At 22.3% G+C, this 25,336-nt stretch carries 18 protein-coding genes and 1 pseudogene; 16 read left to right on the forward strand and 3 right to left on the reverse strand.

Annotated features, from left to right (window positions below; all coding sequences use genetic code 4):
- Positions 1-29 precede the first annotated feature (29 nt).
- Together SGLAD_RS02100 and SGLAD_RS02105 are read right to left on the reverse strand one after the other, a co-directional pair.
- Positions 30-560: a hypothetical protein gene (locus tag SGLAD_RS02100; protein WP_134297392.1), complete on the reverse strand. Its 531-nt coding sequence runs from the start codon at positions 558-560 to the stop codon at positions 30-32.
- Between the two features lie 179 nt (positions 561-739).
- Positions 740-2,110: an ISNCY family transposase gene (locus tag SGLAD_RS02105; RefSeq protein WP_134297393.1), complete on the reverse strand. Its 1,371-nt coding sequence runs from the start codon at positions 2,108-2,110 to the stop codon at positions 740-742.
- Between the two features lie 182 nt (positions 2,111-2,292).
- On the opposite strand from SGLAD_RS02105, the gene SGLAD_RS02110 reads away from it, so the two are divergent.
- The 9 genes from SGLAD_RS02110 (at position 2,293) to SGLAD_RS02145 (ending at position 13,267) form a co-directional block, all read left to right on the forward strand.
- Positions 2,293-4,257 (forward strand): hypothetical protein, encoded by a 1,965-nt coding sequence (locus SGLAD_RS02110; protein WP_134297394.1) that lies wholly within the window; start codon positions 2,293-2,295, stop codon positions 4,255-4,257.
- A gap of 198 nt (positions 4,258-4,455) precedes the next feature.
- A complete protein-coding gene (gene truB / locus SGLAD_RS02115) occupies positions 4,456-5,367 on the forward strand; it encodes a tRNA pseudouridine(55) synthase TruB (RefSeq protein WP_134297395.1) in 912 nt (303 codons plus the stop codon).
- Entirely contained in the window at positions 5,368-6,120 is a 753-nt protein-coding gene (locus SGLAD_RS02120) for a nucleotidyl transferase family protein (protein WP_134297396.1), read from the forward strand.
- A 277-nt stretch (positions 6,121-6,397) separates the two neighbouring features.
- Complete coding sequence (locus SGLAD_RS05310; RefSeq protein WP_166739156.1) at positions 6,398-6,541, forward strand: hypothetical protein; 144 nt, start codon at positions 6,398-6,400, stop codon at positions 6,539-6,541.
- Between the two features lie 330 nt (positions 6,542-6,871).
- Positions 6,872-7,099 (forward strand): ATP-binding cassette domain-containing protein, encoded by a 228-nt coding sequence (locus SGLAD_RS02125; RefSeq protein WP_134297397.1) that lies wholly within the window; start codon positions 6,872-6,874, stop codon positions 7,097-7,099.
- 172 nt (positions 7,100-7,271) lie between these two features.
- Entirely contained in the window at positions 7,272-7,412 is a 141-nt protein-coding gene (locus SGLAD_RS05535) for an ATP-binding cassette domain-containing protein (protein ID WP_425057120.1), read from the forward strand.
- A 207-nt stretch (positions 7,413-7,619) separates the two neighbouring features.
- On the forward strand, positions 7,620-7,910 hold the full coding sequence (locus SGLAD_RS02135; protein ID WP_134297398.1) for a hypothetical protein: 291 nt from the start codon (positions 7,620-7,622) through the stop codon (positions 7,908-7,910).
- Between the two features lie 910 nt (positions 7,911-8,820).
- Positions 8,821-10,803, forward strand: a complete 1,983-nt coding sequence (locus SGLAD_RS02140; RefSeq protein ID WP_134297399.1) for a hypothetical protein — start codon at positions 8,821-8,823, stop codon at positions 10,801-10,803.
- 481 nt (positions 10,804-11,284) lie between these two features.
- Positions 11,285-13,267, forward strand: a complete 1,983-nt coding sequence (locus SGLAD_RS02145) for a hypothetical protein (protein ID WP_134297400.1) — start codon at positions 11,285-11,287, stop codon at positions 13,265-13,267.
- Between the two features lie 102 nt (positions 13,268-13,369).
- Here the strand turns inward: SGLAD_RS02145 and rpsO are convergent, their stop codons facing one another.
- A complete protein-coding gene (rpsO, locus tag SGLAD_RS02150) occupies positions 13,370-13,636 on the reverse strand; it encodes a 30S ribosomal protein S15 (protein ID WP_134297401.1) in 267 nt (88 codons plus the stop codon).
- 269 nt (positions 13,637-13,905) lie between these two features.
- Here rpsO and SGLAD_RS05540 point away from each other — a divergent pair.
- From SGLAD_RS05540 to SGLAD_RS02190, 7 genes and pseudogenes are all read left to right on the forward strand, one after another.
- Positions 13,906-15,273, forward strand: a pseudogene (locus SGLAD_RS05540) (ISNCY family transposase).
- 426 nt (positions 15,274-15,699) lie between these two features.
- Positions 15,700-15,885, forward strand: a complete 186-nt coding sequence (locus tag SGLAD_RS02165) for a hypothetical protein (protein ID WP_134297404.1) — start codon at positions 15,700-15,702, stop codon at positions 15,883-15,885.
- 575 nt (positions 15,886-16,460) lie between these two features.
- Positions 16,461-17,519 (forward strand): DNA cytosine methyltransferase, encoded by a 1,059-nt coding sequence (locus SGLAD_RS02170; protein WP_134297405.1) that lies wholly within the window; start codon positions 16,461-16,463, stop codon positions 17,517-17,519.
- Positions 17,512-18,645: an HNH endonuclease gene (locus SGLAD_RS02175; RefSeq protein ID WP_166739158.1), complete on the forward strand. Its 1,134-nt coding sequence runs from the start codon at positions 17,512-17,514 to the stop codon at positions 18,643-18,645. The genes SGLAD_RS02170 and SGLAD_RS02175 overlap by 8 nt, the downstream gene beginning before the upstream one ends.
- Before the next feature lie 2,464 nt (positions 18,646-21,109).
- The gene (locus tag SGLAD_RS02180) at positions 21,110-22,144 is read left to right on the forward strand and encodes a protein NO VEIN domain-containing protein (protein ID WP_134297407.1); all 1,035 of its coding nucleotides are present in this window, start codon (positions 21,110-21,112) and stop codon (positions 22,142-22,144) included.
- A gap of 121 nt (positions 22,145-22,265) precedes the next feature.
- Positions 22,266-23,444, forward strand: coding sequence for an HNH endonuclease signature motif containing protein (locus tag SGLAD_RS02185; protein WP_134297408.1), 1,179 nt, complete (start codon positions 22,266-22,268; stop codon positions 23,442-23,444).
- A gap of 68 nt (positions 23,445-23,512) precedes the next feature.
- Positions 23,513-25,291 carry a DNA cytosine methyltransferase gene (locus tag SGLAD_RS02190; protein WP_134297409.1) on the forward strand — a complete coding sequence of 593 codons (1,779 nt, stop codon included), beginning with the start codon at positions 23,513-23,515 and terminating at the stop codon, positions 25,289-25,291.
- The last annotated feature ends 45 nt before the right edge of the window (positions 25,292-25,336 follow it).

The raw sequence follows: 25,336 nt of genomic DNA on the forward strand, positions 1-25,336 counted from the left end.
TTAAATAAACTAAGTATTTTTAAACATATCTATCATTTTTCTTCATCATTTATTTTATTTTTTAAAATTTCTGAACGTTTTTTAACATAATCTTTTTCAATTTTTCCAATATCATGATATAAATCACGACTTGCTTTAATTCTAAGTTTTTTTAGTTCTTCATCACAATAAACCCATGTTAACCAAACTATGTGGAAATGACGTAAGTATTTAATTTCTCTTTCATCATACATTTCATAACTAAGTTCTTGAGCTTCTTTTTGTGCATAGTCAACTCATTTTTGAGGATCAACATTTTGTCCGTAAGCTTCTTTTGCAAGATCTTTATAACTTAATGCTTTTTTAACTATTATATCTTCAAGTGATTGTAATGTATTTGCGATTTCAGCAACAACTGCTTGATCAAACTCATCATAAGAGTTAAATTGGTGTTTAGATAAATAAAACATTTTAGTGTTTAAATTACTAACAGGATTACCACCACTACCAAGATGTTCTCTTTCGGTTATTATTTTAAACTCAGCCTCAATTTCTTTATAAAAGTCTGATTTTATACGCATTTACATTCACCTCATTTCTTTAAAAATTACATTTTTTTTATTATAGCATAAAAACCCTTTATTTACTAAATTATTGAACACTTAAATAAGGTAAAATAATCTTAAACTATTTAAAAGATTTATTATTTTAATATTACTATTGAAAAACAATTTCATAATACTTGCAAATATGTCAATAACTAATTAATTTTTCCTAAAACTTTATTTTTTGAGTTTTTATAAAAGATTCAATTAGTATACTTTCAAGGACTGCTTGTTTTTATTGGCTTATAAATTTTATTTATCTCAGCCGGGTTTTTATTTTCATACACCTCTTTATAAGTAGAATTTTGTAATACTTCTAATAAAGGCATTCATTCGCTATATGAGTTTGAATATAGTTTTCCGTCAAATGTCTCAACAACCATTATTTTTGTTTTATTTTTATAAAAAACTGGTTCTCCATTTGAATGTGGAATATTGTACTTATTTTGGTATTTTATAGTTGAACCCTTATTTACGGTTCTTTCAAATCTTCTAGATAAATAAAAATCTATATTTTTAGTTTCTTCAAAAAATCTAAAAGAATTAGTGATATTCTCTATTTGAAGGGAAAACTGTGAATTATATTTATCTATATATTCATCTAAAAACAAATTAGCTTGGTTTATAGTTGATATATTATTTTCTTTAAGTTCCTTTGGTAGGCGATCTTGAAGTGTATTTCACAACCTTTCAATACGGCCTTTAGTTTGTGGAACGCTAGATGTTGTTAATTTTATTCCTAAGTTGTGACACAAAAATCCGTATTGTGTTAAGGAGTCAGAATGTAGATCTGACTCCTTTTCTTTTGGACTTCAAAATACCGTTCTTTTGTCTGTCAATATTTCTTTAGGAATCCCATAGTTAAGAAAAACTTTCTTTGTGATATTGTAATAACCCATAAGAGTTTCTTCAGTGTCAAAATATAAAGCCAATATTTTGCCAGTAGCATCATCAATAAAACCATGTAGATATCATTTTTCTTCTTTAATTCAGTAATGTACAGAAGCATCTGTTTGCAACCTTTCTCCAAACTCAGTTTTTCTATGTTGCATTGGATGACTATTTTCAATACTTAATAAAGTATTTAAATATTCTTTTTTTTCTATATTTTTTATATTTTGATTTTTTAAACTGTAAGCTATTTTTTGTTTAATTATTTTTTTAGTTACTTTATGTATTCTTGGAGAATACATGTTATTTTCCTTTAATAAACTAAGTAAATATGTATACGAAACTTTTATATTATAATTTTCTAGCAACTTTTCTTGAAAGTGTTTGTAATTGTAGTCACAAAATTCATCTTTATATAATTTAATTATTTTTTGACTAATATCACTGCTTATTCTTCTGCAAGACAATCTGCCAGTGTTCTTATGAATAAAAGCTATGTAACCATTTTTTTTATATTTATTAATTAATATATTTACATTTCTAATTGTTTGACATAACTTTATAGAAGCTGACTCTTTTGTTATTTTTTGATCTATAACGTCTTTGATAATTTCCATTCTCTTTTTTTCATTCATTTTTAAATATCTCCTCATTTTAAACCTCCCAATAAAATAATTATAGTTTGGGAAATTTTAATTTGTTATATATAAGGAAAATATCATATGTTATTGACATGAAAAACAATTTCATAATACTTGCAAATATTGTTTTTTTTTTTTTTTTATGTTAAAGTGATAAATTATAAGGAGAAAAAAGAATGAAAAAAGTTTTAAGTTTGTTAAGTGCTTTAACTATTGTTGTTTCATCATCTTCATATGTTATCGCGTGTCCAAAAAAACAAGCAGAAGATGACACAACAGAAAATAATCCTGTTGATGATAAAAACTATGAATATTCTAAAATGGAATATTTACAAGAAGTTACAAAAATTATAGATAAAAATATTTTAGAAGCTAAAAATAAATGATTTGAACTTAGTAGTAATAATTCTAATAATGAATTTTTAAACTTTGAGTCTTTAAATGCAACAAGTTTATTTGAAAGCACAAATTCAAAAAAAATTAGTGATGTATTTAAAAATATTGATGAAACTAAAGAGAATGATTTAATTAAAGATGTTAAATCTAAAATTAATTTTGAAGAAATTTCTAAAGAAATAAAAGTTTTAAAAAGCAATGATAAATATAACGCACTAATATCAAATATAAATGATAGTGAATTAATTAAAATTGATATTGAAGCATTGAAAAACAATGAAGAAGGTTTTTTAAAATTTACTAATATAAATAAAGAAAAAAATGATTTTTTAATTAATTTAAATACAAAAATTAAGTTTGAATTGAATTACAATGCAGAAAATCAAAGTGTTATTAAAGATAGCAGTGAAGAAATTAATTTAAATTATGTTAATTCTACAGATAAATCTTTAGTAACATTTTATAACAACAAATTAAATGAAATAAAATATGGCTTTCTAGAAAAAGATAGTGAATATAGCACCATTATAGATAACAGTAGTTCTGAAGAAATAGATAAATTTATTAATGATGAAGAAACTGTAAAACAAAGACTAAATTCAACACTAAATAACGAGACTTTAAAAGCAAAAATTCTAAATAAATTAACAGTTGATGAAACTCTTAAAGATTATGTTTCTGTTGAGTTTAATCCTAGCATTAAAAATTTAGTTGATTTAGATAATTATCAAGCTAAGAATAATAATCAATTATGAAATTATTCATTAAGTGCAAATAAAAATAAAAAATATAAATGAAAAAATGTTGAAGACACAATTATACCTGATATAGAAAAAAATGAAGATCTATATAATTTTATTTTCAAAAAAATTTCAAAAGAAAAAGATAAAAACAATAAATATGAAAAAGTACTTTATGAATATGTAAATAGTAATTTTAAAACTTGAACACAACAATACTATAACAGTATTATAAACTATGATAAAAATATATCTGATAGCGCAAAAGCAGCTATTAAAACAACTACTAATTTAGGGTTGTATAATTTATCAGGATTACAATTAATAATTCAAAAAGATCAACCAAATGAACTTAAAGTTGATTTATCTGAATTTTATATTGCAGCAGGTCTTAATATTTCAAATGAAGATATTACAAGTGAAAGTTTAAATGAAAACTCAGTATTATTTAAATCGATTATTGAAAATTTATCAAAGGGTATTAATGCTTATCATAAAGTATTTGGTATTGAAGATACAAAAGATAGTTATAGTCTTGCTGCTTTTAACGGACAATTAAATGAAACAGACAATATCTGACAAAGTTTTGATCGTAAATATATATCAGGAGCAGAATATTCTTCATCTTGAATGTTTGCAGACTCATATTTATATAGAATGAATAAAGCACTATCTTTAGATATTATAGATAGAAGTGATAGTGGTATAGAAATACAATCAAAAGCTAGAAAACAATTATTTGATGAAGGAAATCAATCAATATATAAATGAGAATTTCAATCAAAAATTGATATTTACTTATACATTCGTAATGAAATTAATGGTATGGGTTTTGTAGTTGATAATTTCAATAATGGTGGAAGTACTCAAACAGCCGATATAGGTTTTAATTTGAACTTTATAAATGTTACCTTTGTAACTGATAAAGTATGAAAAAAACCAGCTAATTATAATCAATACACAAGTCCCAAATTTGTAATATTTGAGAATAAAAGAACTAAGTAAAACATAATACTATTTTAAAAACATTTATTAATTTTATTAATAAATGTTTTTTTATGTAAAAAGTAGTATTTTTAACACGTAGTATTTTTTTTTAATTGTATAAATTATCATCAAACTTTTATTATTTACTATTTTTTATTTTTAAACTAAAAAAAATTACTAAGTATTATAAAATAATAAAGATAAGGGGAATAAATTATGAATAACAAATCGGGAATATTTTTAGTTAACAAACCTTTAAATATAACTTCAAACGAATTAATTCAAAGAATAAAAAATAAGTTTCATATTAAAAAAATAGGGCACGCTGGAACATTAGATCCAATTGCAACTGGTTTAATGGTAGTGTTAACAAACCAAGCTACAAAAATCTCAAATTACTTATTAAAAGCAGATAAAGTTTATATTGTAGAGATGAAATTGTTTAAAAAAACAGATACAGGAGATATAACAGGTAAAGTAATTGAAAGTCAAGAATTTCAAAAAATATCAAAAAAAGATGTTGAGTTAATTGTAGATAAATATAATGGATATATTTATGACCAATACCCTCCAATTTATTCAGCTATAAAAGTTAATGGAAAAAAATTATATGAATATGCTAGAAATGATCAAGAAGTTGAATTAAAACCTAGAACTGTAACTATTAATGAATGTGAGTTAATTAATTTTGATCAAAAAATGGGAATAATAAAATTAAAAGTTAATTGTAGTAAAGGCACTTATATTCGTAGTTTAGTTCAAGATTTTGCTAATGAAATTGGTTGCTTATCTACAGTCAGTTCCTTAGAAAGAACTGGATCTGGAGAATTTAACTTAAGTCAGGCAAAAACAGTTGACCAATTGCAAGAAAGTGATTTAATAAGTATGTATGATGGTTTAATTCAAAATAATCATGCTTTAATCGAATATCACAAAATTAGAGACATCATTCAAGGAAGAGCAATAACTTTAACTGGTAGAAGTGATGAAGTTGTGTTTTTAATAAATGATAAAAAAAATGTTTTAGCAATTTATAAGTGAGTTGCAAAAGACCTATACACTTGTCAAAGAGGTTTGTGAGATGAACAACTAGAATTAGAACTAACAGAAGCTGAAAAGGATTTTTAAATGCAATTAATTGATATTGATTTTACAAAATTAAATTATAATTTCAATAAAAAAAATACAATTTGTATTGGATTTTTTGATGGTGTTCATAAATTACATCAAAAAATTATGTTAAAAACTAAAAGTATTGCAAAAGAAAATAATGAATCTTTTTCTATCATGACTTTTTCAAAAAAAGTTAGCGATTTTTTAAAAAATCAATCTAATAATTTGCAATCAAAAAAAGTTAAATATCAAATTTTACAAAATTTATTTGAACCTGATTATTTATTTGAAATTCAAGTTAATAAAAAAACAATATCAAAAAGCAAATCTGAGTTTATATCTTATTTAAAAGATATACTAAACGCAAATCACATAATTGTTGGTAGTGATTTTACATTTGGATATAAAAGAGAAGGTAAAATTGATGATTTATACGAAGCTTTTGGCAAAGAAAATGTTTATGTATTTAATCGAAATTTTAATTATTCAACAAGTAATTTAAAGCAATTACTTTATGAAGGTAAAATAGAACAATTAAATGATAAAATTGGATATTTTTATAAAGTAATTTTAAAAAAAATTCCTAATAAATCAAATACTTATAAAATCCATCAAAGTAATTCAATACTTAAAAATGGTTATTATCTTTGTTCGATAAATAATAAAGAAATTAAAATAAAATTTGAAAATAATGTTACTTATTTAAAAAACGAATTTAATTATTTTGATAGTATTAGTATCGAAATAATTAAATATTTAAATAAGTAATTTTTTTTATAAAAGTAGTTTTAAATGTATAAAAAAATTTAATAATATGTAAAATAAAATATATTATTTACAATAAAAAAAACAAAAGAATAAAAATAGAAAAAAATGTTAAGTTTTTTATCAATAATATCAATTATTTTAACTTCATTTTCTTTCATGTTAAATGGAACTATTTTAAGTAATATAGATTTACAATCTAATAATAAATTAACTAGAAGTAGTGTATGAGAGTAAAAAATATAGTTCACTCTGTATATGCAGACCTACAGGAACCGAATTGAAAAATAATTATAAAACAGAAATTTTATCAGCAACTTCATATGAATGGTTTAATTTTAGCTCTAATAAAAAAATTATAAAAATTATTGGTAAATACGATTTAAAAACAAATACAAACACAGTTTCAAATTCAAATTATTAATTAAGCTTAGATGAAGGTGGGTCTTCTGAAAATCAAAAAGTTTGAATTTTTAAATATATAAAGAGTGTTTGAAGAGGTTGACTCATCAAACATCTGAAAAATCTACTAAAGTAAATGATAGATACACACCTCAAATGGAAGTGATGCGATTGAAGTTGAATCATATTTTTATGCGAGAACTGCAGTCGTTGTACACCATTGTGAAACAAATTCTAAAATTATAAAAGTTGATTTTATTCTTTTAGAGAGGTGAGTTATGATAAAAATTAGTAATTTAAATAAAAAATTTTATTCTGTCAAGTATAGTAAATATACTTTGTCAATTATATAATGAGTTTTTTTATTCTAACTTTATACATAGAGGATTATATTTATAATGTAAATAAAGACTTTAAAGAAGTTTTTGTTAATGAAAATATTGATTTTGATGTCAAAAATGTAGAAATTTTAGGTATTTTTGGACCTAATGGTGTAGGAAAAACCACTTTATTATGTCAAATAATGAGATTTTTAAAGCCGATAAGTGGTGAAATAATTGTTGATGATATTAATTCTTAAATTAATCATATAAATTTATGGATAAAGTTTGTTTTGTAGCCGGAGAAATAAAATTATATGAAAATATGAAAGTAAAACAATTTTTTAAATTTTCTAAAATATTAGAACATAATTATGAAGAAAGCTTTTTTAGTAATTTAATTAAATTATTTATTTAGATTTAAATAAAAAAATTAAAGACTTATCAAAAGGAAACAAGCAAAAAGTGTCATTGATTTGTGCTTTAATGAATAAACCAAACTTACTTATTTTAGACGGGCCTACATCAGGCTTAGACTCAGTTTTACAAGAAGTTTTAAAAAATTTAATTTAAAATTAAAAAAATAGGTACTACTATACTAATTTGTTCTCATATTTTTGAAGAAGTTGTTAGTTTATGTGATCGAGTAATTTTTTAAAAAAAGAAAAATAGTTAGAGAATTTGAATTATTAGATATGAAATTGGATACAATTAAAAATGAATTTGAAACAATTTCTATTATAGAAGATGAAATAAAAGAAATTGAAGATATTTTTAATAATGAAAAATAATACTAATATTAATAAATTGATAAAAGTTCATTTAATTCTAAATAATGGGATGATAAATATTTTTCACATTACTAATGTTTTTTATAGTTACTATTTTATTAAAACTGTTATTTCAACTCATTTTCCTTTTGCAAAAACACCTTATATTGCAGACATTATTGTAAGTGGTCAACAAAATAAAGGTAGCAATAATACAAGTAGTAGTGAAGATAGTGTGTTTAGCATTTATTCTATTATCTGTTGACTGCTTTTAATGTACCTTTTATTGTATTATTTTTAATTTTTAATATATATTTTATTAATAAATATACTATTAAAGACATAAATAGGGGATGTATTTCTATATTTTTATCATTAAGCGCTTATAGAAATAAAGTTATTCTTTAAAAATTATTAACAACTCTAATAATTAATACAATAAAATTTTTACCTTATTATCTAATAATTATCATATTTTCTTTAATAGCAAAAGATTCTAGCTTATATATTGGTTATGCGATATTTTATGGAATTCAGTTTTTTATGTTTATTTTATTATTGAGTTCAATTATATTCTTGCTATCAACAATTTTTAATGAAAATAGCGTAATATTAACAATTTGTAATTACACATTTGTTGCTTTTATTTTACTAACATGATTATTTAACTTAATTAGTTATATTTTAGAAGATAATATAAAAGCTTTAAAGTATATAAAATATATTTCACCTCAATCACAAATTTTAAGTTTTAAGATTTGACTCAAAATCAAGTAAAATACTTGAAGAATATAGTTATGAAGATTATAAAGTTAAAGTCACTCAAGATGCTATTAAAAAACTAAACTAAATTTTAAGTACTTTAACATTATCAATTTATTTAGGATTAACAGCATTAATGGGTTGATTTACAATTAAACAATTTAATAACAAAGATATTAAGAATTAGTAAAAAGGATAGTTATTTATGCTTAAATTCCTTTTTTAAAAATAATCTATAACAAATTCCTACTAAATAAAACCAGTAATTATTTAAATATAATAAGTTTTTGATATATATATCTATCAAAAGTACTTTAATATTACTTTTGAATTAAAAATATAATATTTAAAAGTAAAAGATTTATTAAATTTTTTTTCATATTTAAAAATATCAACTTATTTATTATTTTTAATAATTATTTATTGTAAAATAAAAAAAAGGAGACAAAATGAAAAGAATTTTAAGTTTATTAGGAGTAATAAGTTTAACTTCATCAATAGCGTGTGGAGTTGTTGCTTGTAAAAAAAATCCAAATTCTGAAAATACTGAAGAAAATGGTATTTACAAAGATTATTTATCTACTCTTTCAGAATATAAAGGAAAAATTAGAGATATTATTAATGGACAAATTCGATTAGTTCAAAATTCATGACAAATTGATAGTGATCAATCAAAAAATAATAAATTTTTAAATATCACAGTTTTAGAACCAATTTTAAAAGAACTTAGTCCTGTTGAAGATAGTGTTCAAGGAAAAAATGGATCATATCTTCTAAACCAAGTTTTTGAAAAAAATAATTTTTTACAAGAATCATATTTTGCTGATTTAAATACTTATTTAGATTTTGATTTAATTAGAAAACAAGTCATTGAATTATCTAAAGATGAAAAATATAATATTTTAACTGGTGGTATTGATGAAGATAATTTAATACTTATAAATAGAGAGAAATACGGAGTAAGTGAATCAAACTTTAAACCTGTAGTTAATTATGTTCAAGATCAATTAGTAGAAGTTAAGTCAATAGTATATTTTGAACTAAATTATCTTGGAATAGATGGTGTTTTATCAAAGAATGAAGAAAATAAATATGATTTTAATTACCAAATATGAACAAAAACAGATGTTCTTGGAGGCTTGAAAAAAAGCTTAGAAGAATTAAAATATAGTCTTTTAATTAATGATGATATTGAAAAATCTTCAATAATTCAAGAAAATGATGTTACTTCTAATTATGATGATTTAAAAAACAAGTTTATTGATAAGTTTAACAAATTAAGTGATCAAATTTTAGAAGTTTATAATAAGAATGTTAACGCTTCTGGTTATACTTTTTCATGAGATAAAGAAAGCAAAACACCATTTAATAACTTTGGAGATACTACAGAAGAGGTTTGAGATTATCAAGCTAAACCTTCTTCTAAAAAAGAATATGCTTGAAAAGATAACAATGATTTATATAAAAACTTAGAAGCAAATCCTGAATTATATGATTATATTTTTAAAGATATTTCTAAATCAAAAGATGAAGATGGTGTTGAAACTTCTATTAATAATTATATATACAATGAATTGCCAAATTGATTTAATACTTATTATTCAAACATAGAATTTGATGCTAATAATGATGAAATATTTAAATCAATTGAAGATACTGATCTAAAAGAAAAAATTATAAAAAAATTAAAATCTACTATCGATCTTAAAAGAGTAAGTGTTGGAAGTTTAAAATTAAATATAAGCGGTGTTGAAACTTCTATTAATAATTTAGATATATTAACTGGATTTAGTTTTGATACAAATGAGGATCTTAGCCAAATCAACAAAGAAAATAAAAACTCAAAAACAGCACTAGGTTTAGCTAAAAATGTTGATAAAGGTTTAAAATCTTATAAAAATGTTTTAGGTGTTAGAAAACCTTCAGATTTAAAAAATAACGACTTTAAAGATTATCGTATGTTTGGATTTGATGGTGGTAAATATAATTTATGAGACACTTTTGATTGAAATGTAATATTTCGTAATGGAGATTTTTTAATTTTTTTATGAGGACCATTTGTAGAACCACTCAATAGATACTTATCATTAAAAGCTGACAATAACGAAAGTCAAGTTAACGCAAGAAAAGAACTTTTATCTGAAGGTAATCAAACAAAATTTGATATAGGTTTCCAAACCAAAGAAAGTGCATCGGGAAGAGGTAGAATTATTAAAGAAGATAATGTTGGTGATTATTGAAATAATGATTATCCTGGATTTATAATAAATGATCAAGGTGGAGGAACAGGTAATTGATATAATCATTGAGAGTTATCAATTGATTATTTAAGTGTAAGTTTTAAAATTATTGAAAACTTTACTGGAGATAAATATTATTATAATATCTTTGCAAATACTGCAGTTATTGAAAAACTAAACAAAAAAGCTTAATCAAATACAAATTAATAAATAATTACACTAAATTAAGTATATTTTAATAAACTACTCTTAAAAATTTCTTTAAGAGTAGTTTTTAATTTATTAACTATTTTATTATTATAAAGTTTATTGTTTTTAAATTCATACCCTATATATTAAACCAACTTATAAGTTGCAATCTTTTGTATGAATGAATAATTATGTCATACTAATTAATTAATACATTTAAATTTTTAATTGTTTGACGCTATTTAGTAAAAGATTATTCTTTTATCATTCATTGATCTATTAAAATTTAATAATCTTTATTTTTTAGTTTATTTTTAAATTTCCTCATTTTAAACCTTCCAATAAAATAATTATAGTTTGGGAAATTTTAATTTATTATATATAAGGAAAATATCATATGTTATTGACACAAATTTTTTTATAATATTTACATAGATTGTTTATTTTTTATTTTTTTTTGTTATTCTATAAAAAAGGAGACAAAATGAAAAGAATTTTAAGTTTATTAGGAGTAATAAGTTTAACTTCATCAATAGCGTGTGGAGTTGTTGCTTGTAAAAAAAATCCAAATTCTGAAAATACTGAAGAAAATAATAATTACAAAGATTATTTATCTACTCTTTCAGAATATAAAGGAAAAATTAGAGATATTATTAATGGACAAATTCGATTAGTTCAAAATTCATGACAAATTGATAGTGATCAATCAAAAAATAATAAATTTTTAAATATCACAGTTTTAGAACCAATTTTAAAAGAACTTAGTCCTGTTGAAGATAATGTTCAAGGAAAAAATGGAAAATATCTTCTAGACCAAGTTTTTGAAAAAAATAATTCTTTACAAGAATTATATTTTGCTGATTTAAATACTTATTTAGATTTTGATTTAATTAGAAAACAAGTCATTGAATTATCTAAAGATGAAAAATACAATATTTTAACTGGTGGTATTGATGAAGATAATTTAATACTTATAAATAGAGAGAAATACGGAGTAAGTGAATCAAACTTTAAACCTGTAGTTAATTATGTTCAAGATCAATTAGTAGAAGTTAAGTCAATAGTATATTTTGAACTAAATTATCTTGGAATAGATGGTGTTTTATCAAAGAATGAAGAAAATAAATATGATTTTAATTACCAAATATGAACAAAAACAGATGTTCTTGGAGGCTTGAAAAAAAGCTTAGAAGAATTAAAATATAGTCTTTTAATTAATGATGATATTGAAAAATCTTCAATAATTCAAGAAAATGATGTTATTTCTAATTATGATGATTTAAAAAACAAGTTTATTGATAAGTTTAACAAATTAAGTGATCAAATTTTAGAAGTTTATAATAAGAATGTTAACGCTTCTGGTTATACTTTTTCATGAGATAAAGAAAGCAAAACACCATTTAATAACTTTGGAGATACTACAGAAGAGGTTTGAGATTATCAAGCTAAACCTTCTTCTAAAAAAGAATATGCTTGAAAAGATAACAATGATTTATATAAAAACTTAGAAGCAAATCCTGAATTATATGATTATATTTTTAAAGATATTTCTAAATCAAAAGATGAAGATGGTGTTGAAACTTCTATTAATAATTATATATACAATGAATTGCCAAATTGATTTAATACTTATTATTCAAACATAGAATTTGATGCTAATAATGATGAAATATTTAAATCAATTAAAGATACTGATATAAAAGAAAAAATCTTTAAAAAATTAAAATCTACTATCGATCTTAAAAGAGTAAGTGTTGGAAGTTTAAAATTAAATATAAGTGGTGTTGAAACTTCTATTAATAATTTAGATATATTAACTGGATTTAGTTTTGATACAAATGAAGATCTTAGCCAAATCAACAAAGAAAATAAAAACTCAAAAACAGCACTAGGTTTAGCCGAAAATGTTGATAAAGGTTTAAAATCTTATAAAAATGTTTTAGGCGTTAGAAAACCTTCAGATTTAAAAAATAACGACTTTAAAGATTATCGTATGTTTGGATTTGATGGTGGTAAATATAATTTATGAGACACTTTTGATTGAAATGTAATATTTCGTAATGGAGATTTTTTAATTTTTTTATGAGGACCATTTGTAGAACCACTTAATAGATACTTATCATTAAAAGTTGACAATAACGAAAGTCAAGTTAACGCAAGAAAAGAACTTTTATCTGAAGGTAATCAAACAAAATTTGATATAGGTTTCCAAACCAAAGAAAGTGCAGCAGGAAGAGGTAGAATTATTAAAGAAGATAATGTTGATTATTATTGGAATAATGACTATCCTGGATTTATAATAAATGATCAAGGTGGAGGAACAGGTAAATGATATAATCATTGAGAGCTATCAATTGATTATTTAAGTGTAAGTTTTAAAATTGTTGAATCATGAACAAGAGATGAATACTATTATAATATATTTGCAAATACTGCGGTTATTGAAAAACTAAACAAAAAAGCTTAAAAAAATTACAAATTAAACTTTGTAATTTTTTTTATAATAAAAAAAACCGCACTAAATCTAAGTGCGGGCTATAAAATTAAAGTAAATTTTTTAAATAATAGTTTACTTTCTTAATCCTAATTTTTCAATAACAGCTTTATATCTGTTAACATCTTTTTTAAGTAAGTAATTTAATAAATGTCTTCTTTGAGCAACTTTTTTAACTAAACTTCTAATTGAAGAATAGTCTTTTTTATGTTTTGCTGAATGATCTTGTAAGTTTTTAATATCGCTGGTTAACAATGCGATTTGAACCTCTGCTTTACCAGTATCTTTGTCATTGTCTCCGAAATTATTAACAATATCTGTTTTTTGTTTACTTGAAACCATTTAATTTCTCCCTTTATTTCAGTCTCTATTTTGATTGAATTTGTTAAAACAAAGCATAAATACCTAAAGGGTTAAGATCTATGCAACGTAAAAACATCAATACATTTAATAGTATATATACATAAAAAGACTAAGTCAATAAAAAGGTTATTATATTTAAATAATTCTGGTGTCAATAACATATGATATTTTCCTTATATATAACAAATTAAAATTTTCCAAACTATAATTATTTTATTGGAAGGTTTAAAATGAGGAGATATTTAAAAATGAATGAAAAAAAGAGAGTGGAAATTATCAAAGACGTTATAGAACAAAAAAAACAAAAGAGTCAGCTTCTATAAAGTTATGTCAAACAATTAGAAATGTAAATATATTAATTAATAAATATAAAAAAAATGGTTACATATCTTTTATTCATAAGAACACTGGCAGATTGTCTTGCAGAAGAATTAGCAGTGATATTAGTCAAAAAATAATTAAATTATATAAAGATGAATTTTGTGACTATAATTACAAACGCTTTCAAGAAAAGTTGCTAGAAAATTATAATATAAAAGTTTCGTATACATATTTACTTAGTTTATTAAAGGGAAATAACATGTATTCTCCAAGAATACATAGAGTAACTAAAAAAATAATTAAACAAAAAATAGCTAACAGTTTAAAAAAATCAAAATATAAAAACTATAGAAAAAAAAGTATTTAAATACTTTATTAAGTATTTAAAATAGTCATCCGATGCAACGTTGAAAAACTGAGTTTGGAGAAAGGTTGCAAACAGATGCTTCTGTACATTACTGAATTAAAGAAGAAAAATGATATCTACATGGTTTTATTGATGATGTTACTGGCAAAATATTGGCTTTATATTTTGACACTGAAGAAACTCTTATGGGTTATTACAATATCACAAAGAAAGTTTTGCTTAATTATGGGATTCCTAAAGAAATATTGAAAGACAAAAGAACGTATTTTGAAGTCCAAAAGAAAAGGAGTCAGATCTACATTCTGACTCCTTAACACAATACGGATTTTTGTGTCACAACTTAGGAATAAAATTAACAACATCTAGCTTTCCACAAACTAAAGGCCGTATTGAAAGGTTGTGAAATACACTTCAAGATCGCCTACCAAAAGAACTTAAAGAAAGTAATATATCAACTATAAACCAAGCTAATTTGTTTTTAGATGAATATATAGATAAATATAATTCACAGTTTCCCCTTCAAATAGAGAATATCACTAATTCTTTTAGATTTTTTGAAGAAACTAAAAATATAGATTTTTATTTATCTAGAATATTTGAAAGAACAGTAAATAAGGGTTCAACTATAAAATACCAAAATAAGTACTATATTACACATTCAAATGAAGAACCAGTTTTTTATAAAAATAAAACAAAAATAATGGTTGTTGAGACATTTGACGGAAAACTATATTCAAACTCATATAGCGAATGAATGCCTTTATTAGAAGTATTACAAAATTCTACTTATAAAGAGGTGTATGAAGATAAAAACCCGGATGAGATAAATAAAATTTATAATCCAATAAAAACAAGCAGTCCTTGAAAGTATACTAATTGAATATTTTATAAAAACTCAAAAAATAAAGTTTTAGGAAAAATTAATTAGTTATTGACAGTAAATAAATCAATTTTTTAAAATATAAATTTTTTTTCAATAAAATTAGTTAATCTAAGGTTTTTTATTTTAATTTATAAATGAATATAAATATATATTTAATTATAAGGGGATTCTCAGTAATTACTAGTTACATTAAAAACTTTTAAAAAACTGACAAAAACATTCAAGACAATTTATTAAGCAGAAGTTTAGTTAAAAAAATTTCCCAATAAGATGTCTGTTAAATTACTTCTTAATTAAATGTCAATAGATATAACACAATAATTTAAAAATTTAAATTAAGAATATAGATTGAAAAACTTACTATTGATAGTAAATTTTTATTTTAACTAACTTAAAATACTTTTGAATTCACAATTATATGTAAGTTTTAGCTTTTTTAATAATATTAATTTATAGATTTTAAAGAGATAAATGAAAAAGCTTAAAAAATTATTATTTTATTTACAAGTTTTTCAGCTATATTTGTATCAAATTTTTAGTTCTGCAATCTATATGAACTATAAAACTACTAACAATTATAACAATATTACAAAATATCCAAAAGCAGCAAGTAAAAGTATTTATAAAAATGACTTAATGTTATCAAGGTGAACATAACAAAACTTTTAATAGAAGCATTCAAACATTTATCAAAACAGATATTTCACTCAACTTGTATACGAGGAAATGTTATAAGTTATTATTGATAATTATATAATTTTAATACGCCTTTTATTGAATTAGTCTTTTAATATTTATTAATTGTAATTTATATTTTTAAAATGTAAATATCTTAATTTTCTATATATTTATGCATCGTTTTAAAAAAATATCAAAATAAAAACTTTAAAAAAGGGAAAATTTAAAAGGATCAAGTAAATAAAAAAATAGATATTATTAATAAATTTGGTAATGATTATAAAGATACTAGTAAAGAAGAAATGCAAACTGCATTGTAGATAAGTAATATTAAAAATCTACAAGATTATTTAGCGAAACGTAAAAAGAAATATTCTTCAATTATAAGCTTTTTAAAAAAAATTTCAAAGAAGATAATTATCAAGTGACTTACTAAAAAAAGTTAAAAGATATAAATTTGTTATTGCAAAACTTGTATTAATAAAATAAAAAATTTAAATATTTAGTTAAAATATCACAGGATTTTTAATATAATTTAGTAAGAGGTAAAAATAATGTATAATGGAACAAGTTTATTTTCCAATGTGGGAATTGATGAACATTTTTTTAAAACAAGAAATGTAAAGATAAAAGTGGCTAACGAATTATTAGATAAAAGAGCTATGTTTTACAAACATTTATATCCTGATGTAGATGTAATAATAGGTGATATAAGAAATGATATCGTTTTTAAAACTATTATAAATAAACATGTTAAATATAAATGTGACTTTCTGATTGCTACTCCACCTTGTCAAGGTATGTCTGTGGCAGGAAAAATGGATAAAAATGACGAGAGAAATGCTTTAATTAAATATGTTGTAAAATTTATACAAATAACAAAACCGAAAAATATTTTAATAGAAAATGTACCAGGTTTATTAAAATTTAAAATAGAAGTTAATGGCGAAAAAGTAGCAATTAAAGATTATATAATTAACACTTTAGAATGTATGGGCTATATAGTTAATTATGGTGTTTTAGATGCCGCTGATTATGAAACGCCTCAACATAGAAAAAGAGCGATTTTTCTAATTTCTAATATTAGGAAGTGAGAATTTCCTAAACCCAAAAATAGAATAACTGTAAAAGATGTTATATATAATTTAGAAAGTATAGAGTCTGGCGAAAAAGGAAAACATAGATTTCATTATGCAAAAAAACATAATAAAAAGCACATTTTATGAATGAGTAATACGCCAACAGGCAAATCAGCACACGATAACTTAGAACATTTTCCTATAAAGGATAATGGTGAAAAAATAAAAGGATATAAGACAACTTACAAAAGAATTGATTGAGATAAGCCTGCTCCAACAATAACTATGGCAAATGGATCAATTTCAAGTCAAAATAATGTTCACCCAGGTAGAATAAAAAAAGATAAAACTTATTCGGATGCTAGAGTATTGACGATATTAGAACTTTTAAGGTTAACAGGGTTACCAGATGATTGAAATATACCGATCTGAGCTACCGATAATTTAATCCGAGAAGTAATCGGAGAATCATTTCCGCCTAAGTTTGCTTTATCAATGTTAAGTACAATGCCAAATGAATATGAAGATGAATAAAATTATATGACAAGCACCAGGCAATGGAAAAATATTCGATAGCAGTTTCTATGATATCAATAAGACTAATTCTTATATGACTACAAGAAGTTTTTATGTGCTTGAATTTTTTATTAAAATGGGGAAGATAAAAATTATTAAAATTAAAGATTTGGAAAAACAAATAAAAAATTATTTAATTAATAACTTTAAATCATTTAAAAAGAATGATAGCGTTGTATCACACTTCTATAAACCTTTAATTTTTTATGGTCTTTTGAAATATATTTATATTGGAAATGACAAATATATTATGCCTTCTTTTGAAGGTAGAAAATTTGTAAGTGAAATTAAAATTAATAATTCTACTCTTGCATTAAGTTACTTTTTTAGGGCCACCATGGAAGTTATGTACCCAAACGATGCTACTCCAGATGTAAAAAATTTATATCTTTTTCCATTTAGAATAATTTATTATTATATTTTAAAAAATGGTTTTATAACCAAAGATTTTATTGATTATAAAATAGTTTTTATAAATACTATTGCAGATATAAATAATAACATTTTTTATAATTTAAAAAATACATCAAAAAACAAAAAGTTCAGAACATGAGTTATTAACTCATTAGTCGATGTAGGAATACTAAATTTAAAAAACGACATATATACTTTGAATAATAATATAATAACTTTAATACAAAATGAATATGAAATGAATATCGATAAAATGTTTTTTACATGAAATGATGAAATAGAATTTTATGATACAAAGATTATAACTAAAAATAAAGCGAGAAATCAAAAGTTAGCGAAATCTTGTATAGAGAGATCTAATTTCAAATGTGAAATTGACAATAATCATTTTACATTTAATAGTTTATCTAATAATATGTATTTAGAATCACATCATGTTATACCTTTTTCTATGCAAAATAGAGTTGATTTTGAATTAGATGTAATTGATAATTTAATAGCTTTATGTCCTAATTGTCACAAAGCTATGCATTATGGCGATAGCAACATAAAAACAAGTATGATAAATGCTATTTATAACTATAAAAATAACTTTTTATACAAAAATAATATTAATTTAAATGATTTGTTATACATTTATTTAAATAATACTTATTTATATAAAAATTAGTATAATAAAAAATATAATAAGATTGTAATTTTAAATAAATGTCTAAAAATTAATTTTATATAAGTTTTGCAGAAAATTGCTGTTTTACTATTACCCCATATAATTATGTAAGTTTAGAGACTCTATGATTAAAAAAAATATGAATTAATTAATGCATTAACACTGATAGAATCTTTTTAATTATTGCTTATTTTAGCATTTCCACTATCACTTATGTAATTTGATTAGAAAAAATAAATTCTACACATGAAATAGGTGTAGGATTTTTTTATGTAAAAAAACTTAATAATAATACAGTGAATTAAAATTGTTAAAATATAAAAAACAAAAAATAAAAATATTAAAACAAGAGTAAAAAATAATTAAATAAAAATAATTATACATAAAGATTATTTAATAGATAATTATTGTATAAAAGTTTATTAAGAAAAAAATTTATAAAAAATAAAAAGTCAAATAATTCTAATATTTATGGAATTATAAATTATCTTAAAGAAAAACAAATAAAAGAGTTAATTGAAAGGAGAATAAAAAAGAAAAAGATAAAAAAGAAAGAGAACAATCAACAAAATAACATTATTAAATTTAAAAATGAAATTAAGAATTCTATCAATGCATAGAGCTACATTTTATCAAAACAAGCAAAAATAATATATAGGGATATAAACTTATAAATTTATTTGAAGAAATATTATTTAAATCTAGGTATATCTATACAGTAGAAGAATAAGTGTTTTTTCATAAGTACAAGTAATAATTAACATAAAGAAATATAGTATATCAATAAAGATGAAATTTCATAATTAAAACAAAAAAACATTTTTACTAATTTAAAGAACTAGTAAATTGTGATTACAACTCTATTAAAGATAACATTATAGCGACTGATATGTTCCTTGTTTAGTTAAAGAAACAAGCACTCCTTATCTGCTGCTATAAGTCATAAAATTCAAAAAATAAAATTTTATATTTGTCAAAAAAACAAAAACAATGCAGAACAATTTGAAGACTTTAAATATAACAAATAAATAAAATTTTATTTTACATTTAGCATGGTTCTTGATAATCTAGTTATTAAGTTAGAAAAATAGTAAAACAAATAAATCGTCAGACAGGAATGAGTCTAACTGAAACTCATTAGATAATAGAGAAATATAGCTTTTTTTTTTTTTTTTGTTAAATTGTAAGCTGTCAAATCACATAACAAAAAATGAAAATAAATAAACATACAGACCTATAGAGCGGTATATAGATTAATATAACAACAAAAAAATACAAAAAGTTTTAAATTGAAAAATGCTGGCTGTTGTCACTTTTAAAATTTAAACTGTTGAATTTATTTTTTCCGTTTTTTTTTTTTTTTTTAATTTTTTTGCCTAAATAAAATCAATATAAACATATGTTAGAGGACCATTTGCTTAATTATTGTTATTATATAGTTGTAAAATTTTATATAATTATTTATTGCTTTTTTAATTTATTAAAATTGATTTTTTTAGTTTTGTTTTCACTCCCTTTATAAGGGTAAAGAAGTTTTTACACATTGCATTATCAATAGAATTATCAAGCCATGAAAATGATATTGTAATATTATTTTTTAAAATAAGTCATACCAACTATAAATTAGGTATTTGAGTCTTTTATAATACTGACTTACTATAAAACATTTTTTATTCAATATTTTTTTATTCTTGGCAAACCACAAATATTATTATTCTTTAAAAAATATCTTTTATTTCATAAACTAAATTAATGTATATTTTACGTTATATTCTGGTTTGTCTTTATTATGTCAACGATAATAACTCGCTATTGTTATATTTAATAATTCGCATAGAGAAATAAAAGAGTATTTACTCTTATATTTCTCTATGCTTTTATATTAATTAATTATTATTTTTTTAAATCATCTATTAGTTAATTAAACTTTTTTAAAATATCATTATCGATTTCCAAACACTTTATTTTTTGTTAAACTCTGCATTTTTTTATATTTTGAATTTTTTAAATTAGTTCTAATTTTTCCATTGTGTTTATTATGTTTCCCCACTTTTAAAATAAATGACTCGTAACCATAAAACTCTCAATTAACACACATTATTTTAACTGACAAATAATAAATGTTATAAATATTTTATAAATCTCTATAAGATAAATTTTGATTAAAATGGTTACTTACAATCTCCTTTTTGGTATCAAAATATAAAGTATTTTATTTATATCGCTTTAAATTTGTTATATAAAAAATTTTCCTTATATAATTTTATGTTTTTCAACATGATTTATACTTAGAAAATTATATTTAAAGCATATGTTAATATGTTGTATTTTTCTGAAATAATCTCTTACAATTAACATAAAAATTTATAAACATTAAAAAAGCGTTTAAATATAAAACAAGAACTAATAATTTTAAATTGTTGAATGCTATTAATTTATGTAATAAAATATAAATGGTGATTTTATGAAAAATAGTTTTAGAAATTATAATAAAATTTATTTAAAAGTACTCTTAGACGGAAATAAGAAACGTAAAGTAAATGACTTTAACTATTTATTAATAGAATTAAATAAATTAGTAAAATCAATCAGTATTTTATTTCCTGAAAACTCAAACATTAAATCATCAATAGGTAAAGGTTATTTAACTCACACACCTTGAATTTCAATTTTTGAAAAGAATAATTATGGTTTAACAATAATTTTCTATCCACTTTTAAACGGTTATTCAATAAATATTTGTCAAAAAACAGCAGATTTTTTTAATTCTAAAGAAGGAGTATTAGAATTAAAAAATAATAGAATAAAAATGGAAAAATATCTTAAACCATTGATGAAGAAAATAGGTTGAAAAAATAACTACCCGGAATTCTTTTATGATAACAATAAAGGTGTGATTACTAGAGGTGAAAGTTACTTAATCAGTTCTCCTGTGTGTAAATTTGTAAAGAATAATGATAATGCTTTAGATATAGAAAAAACTTTTAATGATATAAAAACTCTTTTTTATTATCTAAGTGAATATCAAGAACTTTCTATTGTTAATCCCACTTTGGGAGACTTAAATTTAATAAAAAAAGACAAACGCAATTATCTAGAAGTGATAAACAAGTATTTTAAGTTTTACCACAATTATTTTTCTAATAATAATATTGTCAAAGACATTATTGTTGGTGATGGGTATTTTAACAATAGAAGTACAGTTGACAGAAATAAAAATAAAAAAATTCAACTAATAAAAACAGAATTAGGTGATGATGCTGAAAAAAAGGTTGTTATTTATGAAAAAAGAAATCTTTTATTAAAAAATAGAGCAGATTTAGCTCAAAAGGTTAAGCAGAAAGATACTGACGGTGATGGGTATGATGTAGAAAGTTATTATCCGAATGGTAAAATAAAAAAAATTGAAGTAAAATCATCTTTAAATGATAATAAAACTATTTATATTTCAAAAAGAGAATGAGAAATGTTTAAAAATAAAGAAACTTTAATATATTAAGTATTTATTGATAATAAAAATATAAATATAACAGAAATACTTTATCCTGACATAAAAGAAGAAAATTTGATACCTATTAATTATTTGATAAAGTTTGATATGAGATAAAAGGAATGATTATATGAAAAAATACATCAATGTTGAAAACATTATAAGAAGCACAGACTTAAGAACATTATGCACTGTTTATTTTAATCTGATCGAAGATGAAGATGAAAATTATTTTGTGGTTAAGTCACATTATAAAAAATCAAAGTTTAAAACTAAATTAAACTATAACGATGACCTTCTTGAAGAAAATAATAAATTACTGATTAACTACACAGAATTACCGTTTTTTTTAAAAAATAGAGTACATTATTGTTATATAAAGAAAAACTTAGAATTTAATAAACTCGAATTATTAACAGCAGCCTTGTATAAAAGAATTCAAAATTTGAGAAGTTTTTATTCAACTAATGATTTTAAAATTTATGTTTTTGTTGGTCTGTTCGGATTAAGAGGAAGTGTAGATTTTTCAAGAAATTTATATGCAGTTGACTTAAAAAAGCAAGTAGCTACAGAAACATATTGTAAAAACATATTTTATCTTTTAACAAGTATTGAAGGTCTTGAACAACTAAACTTTAACTTTAGAGACCTCCAGCCAGAATACATAGGCGGTAAAAAAAGAGATGATCAAATAAGAATAAATTTAAAATATTTTTATGAAAATTTTTATAAAGAAATAAGAAAAATAAACACATATAAAGCAGATATTATTGAATTTAATAGAGATCTTTTCATAAATAAAAGTACAAGTTCTTTATTTAATAACCAGTTTATAGAAAGAATGATGTTTTATATAAAAGCCGCTTTTTCAAAAGAGTACTCTTTTGCGGATGATATTGAAAATCTACGTAAAAAACTAAACCTTGAAATTAAACCTTCACTAAAAAGAAATACCAGTATAGTTGTTTATGCCAAAGCACTTCTTCCCGATATATGTTATGGTTGTTATGAAAAATACAAAGTGATTGACAGAACTTTTTATTACAGAAATAGTGAAAATTTATACTTAGAAATTCATCATGTTATATCTTTTTCTAATGGAGAAGTTGATCAAATTGATAATCTAGTTAAATTGTGTCCCGCTTGTCATAAAGCTCTTACACCTAATAGAGCAGATGAAAAATATCAAAAAGAAATAATTCAATCAATTTTAAAGTTAAATAAAGATGTATGTAGATATGTTGAAAATTTTACAAGTACTTATAATATTTACAAAAATATAGATTATATTTATTCTAAACTAAAATAAATATAATTTTATGTTATCATTCTTTATGAGGGAAAAAAAATAACTACCTCACAAAAGGAGAAATTGTTTTGAAGCAATTTAAAATATTAGATCTTTTTTCAGGTGCGGGTGGATTTTCTTATGGAATGGAAATGAATGAAAATTTTAAAACAGTTTTAGCTGTTGATATTAATAAAAATGCAATTGAAACATTTAAGAAAAATTTTCCTAGTTCAGAAGTTATATTGGGCGACCTAACCATAGAAGAAGTAAAAGAAGAAATCGTTAATATTTGTATTGAAAAAAAAGTAAACATGATAATTGGGGGACCACCATGTCAAGGATTTAGTTTAAAAGGAAAGAAACTTGGCTTAAATGATTCGAGAAATTTTTTGTTTTTAGAATTTTTTCATATAGTAGAAAAATTAAAACCTGAAATTATAGTTATAGAAAATGTTAAAAATATGTCTACAGCTTCAGATGGTTTTTTCATAAAACAGATTGAAAAAATGTTTTCTGATATTGGATATAACATAAATCATGGAATATTAAATTCATATAATTTTGGTGTTCCACAAATAAGAGAGAGAACCATAATAATAGGCTGTTTAAGCAAAAATATTAAATTACCCAAAGATTATATAACAAAAAAAAACACTGTTAGAAATGCGATAAGTGACTTGAATTATTTAAAATCAGGTGAAGGAAGTTTTGAAGAAGTATATAAAAAAGAACCTGATTGTGAATTTCAAAAACAAATGAGAAAGGATTCTAAGCTATTATATAATCATCAATCTAGTAATCACTCAAAATTATCATTACATAAACTATCTTTAATACCACCCGAAAAAGGAAAAGAATATTTACCTAACGACCTAATAGGTAAACAAAAATTTAGCACTACATGAACAAGATTGGAATGAGATAAACCAAGCCCTACAATAGATACGAGATTTGACACCCCATCTAATGGCAAAAACTCGCATCCAATTTTAAATAGAGCTATAACTCCAAGAGAAGCTGCGAGAATTCAAAGTTTTCCAGATAATTTTATTTTTTACGGTAATAAAACAGAGGTATGTAAGCAAATAGGAAATGCTGTTCCACCATTATTGTCTAAAGCTATTGCTGATTCAATAATTAAACAAATTGATTTTGTTAAAGTTAGAGGCAGCGGATTTGAAATTTATAGGGCAGATTCATTTAATCTTATGAAAGATATGTTAAAAAAACATAAAAAATTTAATCATATTTTTACAGATCCACCTTATAACATTTCTCAGTGCAATAATTTTTCTACATTGAAAATACCAAGAAAAGGTTTAGATTTCGGGATGTGAGATAAAGATTTCAATCTCTATGGCTGAATAAAAGATGCATCTTTATTGCTTGATAAAAATGGTTCTATAATTATTTTTTGTTCCTATAGATATATAAGTTTTATAATAAAAGAACTTGAAAAAAATGAAATCGATGTTAAAGATGTAATTAAATGAATTAAAAAAAATCCTATGCCAAGAAACAGAGATAGAAGATATGTTCAAGACACAGAATTTGCAATTTGAGGTGTGAAAAAAGGATCTAAATGGGTATTTAATAGAAACGAATCTTCACCTTATTTAAGAGCTGAAATAAGAACTAATCTAGTAAGTGGTAAAGAAAAAACGAAACATCCTACTCAAAAAAGTTTATCTTTATTAAAAGAGATTATAGAAATTCACACTAACAAAAATGATGTTATTTTTGACCCTTTTATGGGGAGTGGCACAACAGGTGTTGCCGCTTTAAGTCTGAGTAGAAAATTCGTAGGAATCGAGTTAGAAACAGAATATTTTGATATTGCAAGAAAAAGAATAGAAAATATATAAATATTCTTTACATTAATCACAAAGCTTAATAATTTTAAAAATAGG

It is taken from the genome of Spiroplasma gladiatoris, from assembly GCF_004379335.1.
Classification (GTDB): domain Bacteria; phylum Bacillota_I; class Bacilli_A; order Mycoplasmatales; family Mycoplasmataceae; genus Spiroplasma_A; species Spiroplasma_A gladiatoris.